This window comes from Candidatus Hydrogenedens sp. (genome assembly GCA_035378955.1).
In the GTDB taxonomy this organism is placed as follows: domain Bacteria; phylum Hydrogenedentota; class Hydrogenedentia; order Hydrogenedentales; family Hydrogenedentaceae; genus Hydrogenedens.
The window spans coordinates 44,359-56,525 of the sequence record DAOSUS010000008.1 but is presented as its reverse complement, the minus strand read 5'-3'; the positions used below and the strand labels follow the sequence as shown (position 1 = coordinate 56,525).

General features: G+C 35.5%; 11 protein-coding genes. 7 read left to right on the top strand and 4 right to left on the bottom strand.

Going from position 1 to position 12,167, the window contains the following annotated elements; all coding sequences use genetic code 11:
• The 3 genes from PLA12_03310 to PLA12_03300 are packed head-to-tail and all read left to right on the top strand — an operon-like array spanning window position 1 to window position 1,812.
• Window positions 1-465, top strand: a complete 465-nt coding sequence (locus PLA12_03310) for a biopolymer transporter ExbD (GenBank protein HOQ31521.1) — start codon at window positions 1-3, stop codon at window positions 463-465.
• 16 nt (window positions 466-481) lie between these two features.
• Window positions 482-1,474: a hypothetical protein gene (locus PLA12_03305; GenBank protein ID HOQ31520.1), complete on the top strand. Its 993-nt coding sequence runs from the start codon at window positions 482-484 to the stop codon at window positions 1,472-1,474.
• On the top strand, window positions 1,471-1,812 hold the full coding sequence (locus tag PLA12_03300; GenBank protein HOQ31519.1) for a hypothetical protein: 342 nt from the start codon (window positions 1,471-1,473) through the stop codon (window positions 1,810-1,812). Before PLA12_03305 ends, PLA12_03300 begins: the two co-directional genes overlap by 4 nt.
• A gap of 4 nt (window positions 1,813-1,816) precedes the next feature.
• On the opposite strand, the gene PLA12_03295 is transcribed toward PLA12_03300, so the two are convergent.
• Genes PLA12_03295 through PLA12_03285 form a run of 3 tightly spaced genes read right to left on the bottom strand, consistent with a single transcriptional unit; the run spans window position 1,817 to window position 4,653 of the window.
• Window positions 1,817-2,746 (bottom strand): Stp1/IreP family PP2C-type Ser/Thr phosphatase, encoded by a 930-nt coding sequence (locus PLA12_03295; GenBank protein HOQ31518.1) that lies wholly within the window; start codon window positions 2,744-2,746, stop codon window positions 1,817-1,819.
• Window positions 2,747-2,779: 33 nt separating this feature from the next.
• On the bottom strand, window positions 2,780-3,790 hold the full coding sequence (locus tag PLA12_03290; GenBank protein ID HOQ31517.1) for a glycosyltransferase family 2 protein: 1,011 nt from the start codon (window positions 3,788-3,790) through the stop codon (window positions 2,780-2,782).
• A gap of 8 nt (window positions 3,791-3,798) precedes the next feature.
• On the bottom strand, window positions 3,799-4,653 hold the full coding sequence (locus PLA12_03285; protein HOQ31516.1) for a sulfite exporter TauE/SafE family protein: 855 nt from the start codon (window positions 4,651-4,653) through the stop codon (window positions 3,799-3,801).
• Between the two features lie 200 nt (window positions 4,654-4,853).
• On the opposite strand from PLA12_03285, the gene PLA12_03280 reads away from it, so the two are divergent.
• From PLA12_03280 to PLA12_03265, 4 genes are all read left to right on the top strand, one after another.
• Window positions 4,854-6,386, top strand: a complete 1,533-nt coding sequence (locus PLA12_03280; protein HOQ31515.1) for a long-chain fatty acid--CoA ligase — start codon at window positions 4,854-4,856, stop codon at window positions 6,384-6,386.
• 680 nt (window positions 6,387-7,066) lie between these two features.
• Window positions 7,067-7,939 (top strand): endonuclease/exonuclease/phosphatase family protein, encoded by an 873-nt coding sequence (locus tag PLA12_03275; protein ID HOQ31514.1) that lies wholly within the window; start codon window positions 7,067-7,069, stop codon window positions 7,937-7,939.
• 92 nt (window positions 7,940-8,031) lie between these two features.
• Entirely contained in the window at window positions 8,032-8,793 is a 762-nt protein-coding gene (locus tag PLA12_03270) for an HAD family hydrolase (protein ID HOQ31513.1), read from the top strand.
• A 54-nt stretch (window positions 8,794-8,847) separates the two neighbouring features.
• Window positions 8,848-9,711 (top strand): type 1 glutamine amidotransferase, encoded by an 864-nt coding sequence (locus tag PLA12_03265; GenBank protein HOQ31512.1) that lies wholly within the window; start codon window positions 8,848-8,850, stop codon window positions 9,709-9,711.
• Between the two features lie 216 nt (window positions 9,712-9,927).
• Here the strand turns inward: PLA12_03265 and PLA12_03260 are convergent, their stop codons facing one another.
• Complete coding sequence (locus PLA12_03260; protein HOQ31511.1) at window positions 9,928-12,099, bottom strand: acetate--CoA ligase family protein; 2,172 nt, start codon at window positions 12,097-12,099, stop codon at window positions 9,928-9,930.
• Between the last annotated feature and the right edge of the window lie 68 nt (window positions 12,100-12,167).

Below are 12,167 nucleotides of genomic sequence, written 5' to 3'. Positions count from 1 at the left end.
ATGAAATTTAAACGGAAACAAAGTCAAAATAAATTTGTTAAAGCGACAATTGACCTGACCCCACTTATTGATGTTGTATTTCAATTACTTCTCTTTTTCATGTTGACATCTACTTTTGTAGTGCAGGCATCTATCCCTGTAGAACTATCTAAAAGTGATTCATCGGAACAATTAGAACAAAAAGATGCTGCGGTAACCCTGGCCTACGGGGAAGGAGGACCGGATAATCAGGGAGAAATTTTTTACACGGAAGATAATGAAATCCCAATTAAAAGTTGGTATGAATTAACAAGAGCCATGGAAAGTTTTTATGAGAGAAGACCCGAAGGGCTTTTGCTTATTCGTCCTGACCGTCGGGTACCTACAGAGCGATTGGTTAAGGTGTTAGGTATTGCTAATTCTGTTGGGATTAAACATTACGGGATTGCAGCCATTCCATCAACTACTGAAGAAAAAACTCAATAACACACGGATTGATACCATGAAAAGGCGCACGCGAAAATCCGTGCGCAAGCACGAGAAAAATTACGAGATGGAAGAAAATATACAGGAGAATCCTGATTTTTCTAAAATTTCAGAGTCGCTTGTCTTACCGAAGACCGATGCAGAGATATTCCAATATGATATTTCAACAAGCCATCAGGGAGATTTACTGCTCCAGATAAAAAAGGACCGTAATCGGTTTTTTAAAACGATTATTTTTGCTTTCCTTCTGCATCTTTCTGCGGTAACTCTTTTTAAGATTGTAGTCTATATTCCTCGTTCTGATCTTCAATATCTGGATATTCGTGTTGTTCAGGCAGATACAGATAAAACGACCGATTCTATTTTAACATCGAGGCTAAGATTATCTAAGAATCTGGAAGATGATAATAAAAACAACGAGTTTGACATAAATGAATTAAAACAGTCAAGTGGTTTTGAACTCCCTAAAATTGAATTTGAAGAATTAGAAAAGTTAAAACTTCGTAGAACTCTGGTAGAGGATGAATCTCCTTCAAAACCTTTGGCTGAAGAATATAGGGACAGCTGGGCACAATTTGGGGCAGGGATAAATAGAATAAGAGAATCTATTACTGCTTTAAGTCCCTTTTCTCCATCTACAGAGCTTCAAAATAAAGAATCGGAAGACCATACATCAGCCCCTTTGATGAAACAAAATATAGGGAATGGAACAGAGATTATTTTCCGTTGGATTACCCCTCCTTATAATAGAACAATTCTGTTTTTCCCGGGTTTGTTGGAAATGTCAAAAAAATCTACGGTAGAGGGTGAAAAGAATTACGATTTTATGTTAACTGTATTACCAGATGGAACAGTTTCGCGGGTGATAGATTTGAATATAATTGAAGATGAAATGTCAAGATATATAGAAGGGGAAATCAATAAAATTCGTTTTGAGCCTTTGATAAATACTGATTCTGGAGAACAGCAGGTAACTATTCGTTACCATATATCCGGAGTTTCATTATGATTGAAATATCAATAACGGGAGCATTTATCATCTATTCGTTTATTATTGCTATTTCCGGTATTATTTTATGGGGATTATCCGAAGTTAGCACACGAAGAATTTATACTGCTTTTAAAAACCAAAATGTGTGGGAATGTAAATATTGCGCTTTTGTATATCTGGATACCGAAGCAGAAGAAATATCTCAATGCCCTCGTTGTTATAGTTACAACATTAATCCTGCTGTAACAAATACAATTCGAGAAGAAAAAAATGAAGAGATTATAGAACCTCGTCGGAATCCTTCGCATAAGAAGCATCCCCATGCTCGGCATCGAGGTCCTCGAAAAAGAAGATAAGGATTTATTTAAACGAGAAAAGATTAAATATTTTTTTGAGAAATGAGAGTTTCTTTTCAGGAGATACAATAGTCATTTTTTCATGTTGAATGATATCTTTGTGTTCCAATTCACCAATAATACGCACAGCAACAGCGGTTATATTATCGGGGGCTCCTTCTTGGATAGCAATATCTATGAGAGAATTCAAACCTAAAACAAGTTTTTCAGATGATAAACCTTGTTGTATTTGTTCTTCCGTTACCATGTTACTTAATCCATCCGAACAGAGAAGTAATGTATCACCCGTTTTTATTGTGAATGCATATAAATCTGTTTCAACAATTTCTTTAATTCCTAAGGCTCTTGTTATAAGATTTTTTAATATATGATTTCGGGCTTCTTCTTCATTAATTAATCCTTCTTTTAATTGCTCGGCAACAATGGAATGGTCCTCAGTAATTTGTTTTACAGGATAATCTTTTCTATAAAGGTAAATGCGACTATCTCCAACCTGAGCAACATATCCTACATCCCCATGAATAACTAAGGCAGATAGGGTTGTTCCCATTCCAAAATAAGAAGGGTCATTTTCACTCAAATTAAAAATATTTTCATTAATTTTTTGAATAGAATTGAATAATATTTCGGGTATATTTTCTCCTTCTGACGAAAAATAAAAATCGGATAGAAGAGTAACAGCCATTTTACTGGCATGTTCTCCGGCAACGGCACCTCCCATGCCATCGGCAACGGCAGTTAATATACCCAATCGTTCACGGTAGTCATTATCATTAGCCTTTGAAAAGAGACAATGGTCTTCATTATTGGTTCTGCGGCTTCCAATATCAGAAATCATGCAGACTTCAATAGTTTCATTAGTTAAATCATAAGTGTATCTTTTCTCGTCTTTAGGTCCGATTTCTTTCAGGATATTATGTTGGAAATCGCCCACAGGTTCTTCCTTATTTCGTTGTTAAGTTCATATTCATATTTTATCATGATTTCCATCGTTTGGACTATTAATCTTCGACTTATTTCCCTTCTGTAAACCTGAAGTCCGAGCGCAAATGTATAAAGGTCTTTGTTTCACTTCATCGTATATCCGTGCTATGTATTCGCCTAAAAGAGCAATTCCTATCAAATTAATTCCTCCAAAGAAGGAGATAGATATGAGTTGAGAAGCCCATGCTGTTACGGCAAGCCCTGTTATTAACTTATGGTAAAGAGCGAAAAGAATCAGAGCAAAACATAATAGCAAACTGACAACACCTGCAAATCGGAAAAAGAATAGGGGGACATAAGAAAAAGAGAAGAAAGCATTCATGGCAAGTGTCCACAGACCACGAAAACCCACACGGGGTTTCAAATCATAACGGGCTCTTCTCTCAACAACAAGGCCCGTTTGTTTAAAGCCAACCCAACTCCGTAAACCCGGAATATAACGGTTCCGCTCAGGACATAATTTAATGGCTTCAATTACTCTTTTGTCAATCAGTGCATAATTTCCTGCATCTATCGGAAGAGATATTTGAGCACTAATGGATAAAAGTCTGTAAAAAAGCCAGGAACAAAAACGAAAAAGGACGCCCTCTTTTCGGTTTGCTCTTTTTGCAAAAACGACATCATATCCCTTTTTCCATAACTCGATAAATTCGGAAAAACATTTCGGGTCGTCCTGTCCATCCGAATCCATAATAATCATGCAATCACCAGAAGAGTAGTGCAATCCAGCAGTTATAGCGGATGCTTGACCAAAGTTTCTTGCAAGGTGAATAGCATAAACAAGTCCTGGATATGTTTCAGTCAGAGTATCCAGATGCTTCTCGGTCTCATCTGTGCTCCCGTCATTTACAAGGATAATCTCACTATTTTGGGTTATCTCTAACTTATCCAATACTTCAATAATTTCAGATACAAAATTTTTTATATAAGAACCTTCATTGAACACAGGGGCTACAATGGATAGTTTGTAGTTTATAGGTCTGTTGTTTTCCATTTGTTTTCTTATGTAACAGAAGATGATGTGCTTACAAATGCTTTTATTATTATTTCAATGGGATTTATTCCTATTAACAATTGAATACCTATTATGATAGTTAATACCATAATAACAAAATTAAATGTTCTTTCTGAAATTTTATTATGAAGCCATACCCCAAGGAATGAGCCTATAGGGATAAATGGAATTAGAAATACATCAAATTTTAATACCGACCAATCTACAAGTCCTACCGCAATATAAAAAGGTAGTTTGGTAATGTTAATGAGGGTAAAGGTCCATGCAACTGTTCCTACAAATAAAGTTTTCCCTAAATTTTTTGAGAATAGAAAAAGACTTACAATAGGCCCTGCAGCATGAGCCAGTGTTGAAGTAATGCCCGCAAGAATTCCTGCAATAATCCCGGCACGAACTCCAAAACTCTTTTTCTCTACCCATTTTAAAGAAAATTCTCTTCCATATATATAGAAGGCAAAAGTAATAGCGATGATTCCTACAAATTGCTTCAATATTTTTTCATATTCTTTAATTCCTTTTTCTCCCATATACCACCACATAAAAGAACCTATAAGAATTCCAACAATTGCAGGAATATAAATTTCCATTATAGGTTTCCAAATTTTATTTTTTCGATGTATATAAATAGCGTTTAAGTCGCATAGGATTAGAAGGGGAAGTAAGGTGGCAGCAACTTTATCCGGGGGCATTACAAGCATCATAAGTGGAACAGAAATAATACCGGCACCACCAGCAAAGCCCGATTTGCTAATCCCTTGAATAAGAACACCCAGTGCAATGAAAATCCAAAATAAAACAACAGGAATATCTGGCAAAGCGTAGGCAGTCAAAAGAGTTCTCATATTATAATCCGAAAAATATATTATTAAATTAAAAAAATTTAAGTCTATACGAACAAATAATAAAGCAAGATTATATAACATTTATAGGAAGAGATTCCCAATACTTAATGGAATATCCCATACATGTCAATTTGCTTATCGCATTATTTTTCGGTATTATGTTTTTTACAGAATTATAGAATTTAATAAGGAGACAGGCTATGCTTAATCTCGGTTATGTATTGGAAGAAACAGCGAAAACTCATCCAGATATTACTGCTGTAATTTTAAACCAGATAAAAATCAGTTATGAACAATTGAATAAATACTCCAATCGCGTAGCAAATATATTAAAGCAAAAAGGACTCAAAAAGGGAGATAAAGTTGCAGTAATGATACCGAATCTTCCTTATTTTCCTATGGTGTATTATGGGATTTTAAAAGCAGGAGGAGTTGTGGTTCCTGTAAATGTTTTATACCAAAAAATGGAAATTGAACATTATATTCGTGATTCAGAAGCCGTTGCTTTCTTCGTATATCATGGTTGTTCTGAAGAGGCAATAAAAGCATTCCAATCTGTGGATTCCTGCAAGCACCTTATTATTATTCCTCCGATGGATAATATGGGAGATTTAGAAGCCGGGGAGAATTTTAATAAGTTGCTAATGGAAGCAAACGATACATTCGACATTGTGCAAACTATGCCCGATGACACTGCTGTTATTCTTTATACTTCAGGAACAACAGGAGCACCCAAAGGAGCGGAGTTAACCCATTTCAATATGTTTTTTAATGCTTATTATGCTTCACACGAAATTGTCCGAGTAAAACCAGGTACGGTGTCTCTGGTCGTTTTACCGCTGTTTCATTCCTTCGGTCAGACTTGTGTTATGAATGCCTGTATTATGCGAGGCGGAACCATGTCCATGCTTCCCCGATTTGAAACACAAAAAGCAATGGAAGTCATAGCGAGAGACCGTATCAATGTGCTTGCTATGGTTCCAACCATGTATGCATTTATTTTGAATGCGCCCAATTGGCAGGAGTTCGATTTTTCCTGTGTTACTTTGGCGGTGTCTGGAGGTGCTGCATTGCCTGCAGATATTCATCAAAGGTTCCAAGAAAGGTATGGGATTACAATTCTTGAAGGATACGGTTTATCAGAAACAAGTCCTGTAGCATCCTTTACTGTTTTAGGAGAAGAAGTTCGTGTTGGTTCGATAGGTAAACCTATTTGGGGTGTGGACATGCGGATTATGAGAGATGATGGGACATTTGCGGGACCGGATGAAATAGGTGAGATTGTAATTCGGGGTCACAATGTAATGAAAGGATACTATAAACGCCCGGAAGCAACAGCAGAAGTTATGTTAAATGATTGGTTCCACACAGGAGATATGGGACGAACGGATAAGGATGGATATTTCTATATTGTTGACCGCAAGAAAGAATTGATTATTCGGGGAGGAATGAATATATATCCACGGGAGATTGAAGAAATTTTATATACACATCCTAAAGTTTTAGAAGCGGCTGTAGTTGGTATTCCTGACAAATTACGGGGAGAAGAAGTCCGTGTTTATGTCTCTCCAAAGGAAGGAGAAGAAATTCATCCCGAAGAAATTATGCAATTTTTACAAGAGAAAATAGCGAAGTTTAAATGGCCTAAAGATGTTGTCGTTCTGCCTCAATTACCGAAAGGTCCTACCGGAAAAATCTTAAAACGCCAATTACGAAGTATGCCTATCGTTTAATTTTTCAGACTATAATTAATTATCATCAGTTTTTTACTATTTTTGATTGGTTTTTTATTTTATTCCTCTAAAAAATTATATAAATATTTCTTATAATCTCTATAAGTTTTTCTTATAACTTATTTTATATCTTTTTCAAAAAATAAAATTTATATGTGATAGAAAATTTGATTTCATAAGTTATTGATATTCAAGAAAATATAAATAAAACTGTTTTTGAATTGAATTAATGAAAAAAATGAACATAGATAAAATAATAATTTTATATAAAAATAAAAGTATTTAATGAATAGTATAAATTATGTTGACAAAGGGTATCTATATGTAGTATAAATATTATCGGTATACACAATATAAAAGTTGTGTATACCCTGGGCAACTTACAATTTATGTAAACTAATAAAAAGGAGAATGGAAATGGCTACAGCAAAGAAGGCCGCTGCAAAGAAGGCTCCTGCGAAGAAAGCCGCCGCAAAGAAGGCTCCTGCAAAGAAAGCAGGATGCAAAAAGTAAAGTAGGACAATAGTTACTACTCTTTCAAGCGCAGGTCACATTTTGATGTGACCTGTGCTTTTTTATTGTTCCTATGAATGATTGTTTTTTTCTAAATTTGATAATTTAAAAAGTCATTTCGTAATATTGAAGTCTAAGAAAAAAACATTATATAAAAGGAAAATGATATGAAAAAGACTTTATTTTTAGTCCTTTTAACTTTTAGTTTCCTCGTGATTTCAAATATCTGTTTTTTTGCTGAACAAGGTTTTGCAGAAGAAACAATTAAAGTAATGACTTTTAATCTTCGTTATGGCACTGCAATGGATGGTCCTAACCACTGGGACAAAAGAAAAGATATTCTTGTCGAGGTAATTAGAAATTATGACCCTGATTTATTAGGAACTCAAGAGTGTCTTGATTTTCAGGCGAAATATATTGCAGAACAAATTCCATCTTATTTATATGTGGGAAAAGGTAGAGAAAAAGACGGTTCCAGTGAACAAACAGCAGTATTTTATAAGAAAGATTTATGGGAAGTTTTAGATACAAAATATTTCTGGATTTCAGAAACTCCTGAAGAACCCGGTTCGAAATCATGGGATACTGTTTGCACACGGATTGTTACATGGTTAAAATTGAAGCATAAACCTTCAGGCAAAGAAATTCTTTATATCAATACGCACCTTGACCATAAAGGTGAGATTGCTCGGCAAAAAGGGGCAGAGATTATCTGTGAGAGAGTAAAAAAGGAAGGTGAAAATTTACCTGTTATAATTACAGGCGATTTTAATGCAGTAGGTGAAAAATCAGAACCATGGAAGATTTTTATGAGTAATGGTTTTAACGATTCTTGGTTGAAAGCAGATGAAAAAATAGGTCCTTTGACTACATGGTGTGGATTTAAAGACCCGGATTCAAATTCCGATTATCGTATTGATTGGATTTTGTATAAAGGACCCTACCATCCATTAAGATGCGAGACAATTGTCTATAACAAGAATGGCAAATATCCCTCAGACCATTTCCCTGTTATAACTGTTTTCAAATGGGGTTCATAATTGTTATAATTACACATCTTTCCCCTCTATAACTATAAACATTAAAATTGTATTTAAATAACAAAAAAATATTACAAACTGGAGAATAAATTGTGGCAAAGGTTAAGGTAGTTACCTTTGATTTATGGGATTGCCTTTTTATTGATGATAGTGATGAACCCAAAAGAGCAAAGGCGGGTTTACAAACTAAAAAAGTTTCACGGCGAGAAATACTCTATAATGCGTTATCAAAAATTGCACCGATTGACCGTATTCTTGTTGATACTGCTTTCGATGTGGTGGATGCTGCCTTTCGTAAAGTATGGCATGACCAACTTGTAACCTGGACGGTAGCCGAACGGGTTTCGGTTTTATTAGAAGGATTAGGTCGTTCCCTCCCGAAGAATATTTTTGATGAGATAGTTGTATCTTACGAAGATATGGAAGTTCAATATATGCCCGACCCTGTACCAGGTGCCGTAGATGCATTAAGAAAATTGAGGGAACAATACAAGTTGGCTATCATATCAGATGCTATTTTTACACCTGGCAGAAATTTGCGAATCCTATTAAAAGAAGCGGGTATGTATCCCTTTTTTGACTACTTTGTTTTTTCTGATGAAATAGGTGTATCAAAGCCCCATCCAGCAGTTTTTGAAGCAGTAGCCCGACATTTTGATATTGAACTACAAAATATTGTCCATGTTGGAGACCGTCCGCATAATGATATTTTAGGACCGCAAGCCGTAGGAGCAAGAGGTGTGCTTTTGACAGCAGTGAAAGAAAGACCTTTAGATGGTGCCTGTCCGGATGCTATTTGTAAAAAATATGAGGACTTGCCTGACATTATTCAAGAATTAGATATAGAAAATTAAGTGATGTTTCTAATGAATATAAAAATAAAAATTGTAGTATAAGGAGTAGTTCGTATGAGTAAAGCCCCACGATTTCTTATAGTAGATGGCTATTCTGTGAAAAGCCGTGAACAATTTGAACAGGTAGGCATGAAACTTGCCGGAGTGCTTTATGCTGATTTACTTATAAAATACTTGCCAGAGGCAGAATATGATATTTGGTATAGCAGTGATGAAGGTGCTGTCCCTCCGACCGATGAACAATTAAGTCAATACACTGGGGTTATCTGGCCCGGATGTAATCTGACAATTTATCATGAAGATGACCCAAGAGTTCAAGCCCATATACGCTTGTGTCAGCGTTGTTATGAAGCAGGAATTCCACAAATTGGAAGTTGCTGGGGAATTCAATTAGCCAACTATTCTGCAGGTGGAAAGGTTGAACCTCACCCCAAAGGACGCGAAATGGGAATTGCTACAAAAATCCGACTGACGGAAGAAGGGAAAAAACATCCCATGTTTCAGGGGAAGCCTGAAGTATATTCTCATTTTGTCAGTCATGATGACCAGGTAACAAAATTAGCCGATGGCGCAATCTTATTGGCAGGGAACGATTGGAGTACTGTTCAGGCATGTGAAGTACATTATAAAAAAGGAGTTTTTTGGGCAACACAATACCACCCTGAATACAATCTTCATGAAGTCGCACGGTTGATTATTGCTCGTGAGCCAAAACTTATCCAGCAAGGGATGTTTCGAGACCATGAAGATATGATGATATATGTAACGCGTCTCGAAATGGTACATGAAAATCCCTCCCTGAAGTATATTCGTTGGCAATATAAAATTGATGACGATTTAATTGATGATAAAATTCGTGAATGTGAATTTATTAATTGGATAGAACACATTATCAAACCTCGAATTCCCAAAAAATAAATTTTAAATATTCGGTTGTAATGTTATTCTAAAAAGGATAATCTTTCCATGGGGATAGTTCTGTATCGGGTGCAGATAATATTTTAATTGGATTATGTGAGTGGAAAGATTATGTTTATTAGAGAAATACGGGTATATTTAAACTACTATTGAAAACAAGATTTTATTATCAAAAGAGATACGATAAGTTTTGCTGTAAGTATATTGATAAATGAATTAAAAAGTTCGTGGTGTATTTCTGATGTATTCGCTATATCGGCAGAGGTGGGCAATAGCTTTGGCCATGTTGGTTGGATTTTGGAAAACATAAATGTTCATTTCTTCTAATCTTTTTAGCACGGGGTTTATATTTTGACCGTGAGATAGAATAGTTGTGTCGGAAGCTACAATAATAGGTTTTTGATAGGTTTGCATGAGTTTTGCAATTTCTTCTGCATCTTTTATCTCAAATTGAGTTCCGATTTCAGATAGCTTGTTAAGTCCCAAATTTTTTGCCCGTTCTGAATTTTGTAAACGGATATAGGCACTGCCAATGTAGCCAATACCTAAAATAACCAGAATATCAATTTCCTCGTCCTGAATTAGTATTTCCATAGAATTTTTGAATAAGTCCATATCTGTCCCTGCTACCATATCTACAGGATTTGTTCGGTTCCACCATTTAGGCATAATGGCATCTAATCTTTTTAATGTGTTTTCAGATAGAGGTATAACATTTAATCCTGCTTTTGTGCATACATCTGCAGAAATCACACCCCAACCACCTCCCTGCGATAAAATACCTACATTCCTTCCTCGGGGTAGTGGAACATTAGAAAGAAGGTGGGCTGTCTCTACGGCTTCATAAACATCTTCAGTTAGTAGGGCTCCTTGTTGGACACAAATTCCACGAAATAATCGGTAATCCGTGGCTAATGCTCCGGTATGAGAGGATGCAGCACGAGAACCTGCTTGTGTTTTACCACCTTTCAATATTATTACTGGTTTTTTCTGCGTTACATGTTTTAATTCGTTGAAGAAAAGATGAATATCTTTTGCACTTTCAATATAAGAAAAAATTACTTTCGTTTTGGGGTCAGAACCTAAAAAGTTTAGGTAGTGATAGTTCTTAATGACGGCTTCATTCCCTGTACTAATAAACCTTGACAGTCCTAAATGATGCTCCATAGCCCAACTCATTGCTGTATTACCGATATTCCCACTCTGAGATAAGATGCCTAATCCTCCGGGTTGTGGATATCTTCCTATCATAGAACAATACAGTTTTTTAGGGTCTGGACTAACGACGCCGGCACAATTGGGACCGATAAGATACAGGTCATTTTCAAGGGCAATTTGTTTTAATTTATCTTGAGCGGTTTGAGCCAATTCATCATTTAATTCCCCGAAACCTGCTGTTATGACCAATACAACTTGGATACCTTTTTGAATACATTCCTGAACCGAAGGCTGAACAGCTGGAGGCGGAACAATAATAACTGCTAAATCAACTACTTCAGGCAAGGCAGAAATTGAAGGATAGCAAGGAATATTTAAGACCTCACTCCGTTTCGGATTGACACCATATATTTTTCCTGTATATCCGCCTTCCAGAGTATTAAATAGAACACGAAAACCCCATTTGATTGGGGTATCTGTTATACCAACAATGGCTATACTTTCTGGTTCAAATAGTTTTAATAATTTATTAAAATCAAGTGAGGTAATTCTCGGCTGAATATCCTTTACAGGGGTATTTCCTTTAACCGTAAGTGCATCTACGGCAATAGGTGCATCATGATGTATTAAAATGGGATTTAATTCCAATTGACTAATTTCTGTTTCATTACCTAATAGATTTTCAATAGATTTTATTATGGCAAAAAGTTTTTGTGTATCAATGGGAGGGTCTCCGCGGAAAGATTGAAAGATTTTTTTGAAATGCAATTCTGAAATCATTTCTTGTAAATCAATTTCACTGATAGGGGCAGCACGGAAAGCCACATCCTCTACCGCTTCTACAAAAATACCTCCTATCCCAATGTAAACACATAAACCATATTCATTATGTTTCATTCCTCCAACAATAAGTTCTCGTTTCCCAAAAATATGTTTTTGTAATAAAAAGCCTGATAAACAATGATTTTGGGAGTTGTTCTGTATTTCTTTTGTTGCTGTTAATAAATCTTCTTCCGATTTTAAACCTGTTTTTACCAATCCCAAATCGCTTTTATGGGCAATCCCTTCTACCATCCCTTTAATTGTTATTGGAAATCCTAATTCTTTCGAGGCTGAAATAACTTCATTTAAATTATGGCAGATGCGAAAATCAGCAGCAGGTATTTTATATTTTTCTAATAAGTCTAATGTTTGTATATCAGAAAGGATATTTGTTTGTTTTTGCTTCATTAAGGCAACTCCTATGTCTGTATTTGAAAACTGGGTTTATATTAACAAATCTTTAAAAAGGATTTATA

Bases quoted from the DNA above. Each gene is read 5' to 3' on its own strand.
- PLA12_03280 (HOQ31515.1), top strand. From the start codon at position 4,854: ATGCTTAATCTCGGTTATGTATTGGAAGAAACAGCGAAAACTCATCCA.
- PLA12_03290 (HOQ31517.1), bottom strand. From the start codon at position 3,790: ATGGAAAACAACAGACCTATAAACTACAAACTATCCATTGTAGCCCCT.
- PLA12_03285 (HOQ31516.1), bottom strand. From the start codon at position 4,653: ATGAGAACTCTTTTGACTGCCTACGCTTTGCCAGATATTCCTGTTGTT.
- PLA12_03265 (HOQ31512.1), top strand. From the start codon at position 8,848: ATGAGTAAAGCCCCACGATTTCTTATAGTAGATGGCTATTCTGTGAAA.
- PLA12_03275 (HOQ31514.1), top strand. From the start codon at position 7,067: ATGAAAAAGACTTTATTTTTAGTCCTTTTAACTTTTAGTTTCCTCGTG.
- PLA12_03305 (HOQ31520.1), top strand. From the start codon at position 482: ATGAAAAGGCGCACGCGAAAATCCGTGCGCAAGCACGAGAAAAATTAC.
- PLA12_03260 (HOQ31511.1), bottom strand. From the start codon at position 12,099: ATGAAGCAAAAACAAACAAATATCCTTTCTGATATACAAACATTAGAC.
- PLA12_03300 (HOQ31519.1), top strand. From the start codon at position 1,471: ATGATTGAAATATCAATAACGGGAGCATTTATCATCTATTCGTTTATT.
- PLA12_03310 (HOQ31521.1), top strand. From the start codon at position 1: ATGAAATTTAAACGGAAACAAAGTCAAAATAAATTTGTTAAAGCGACA.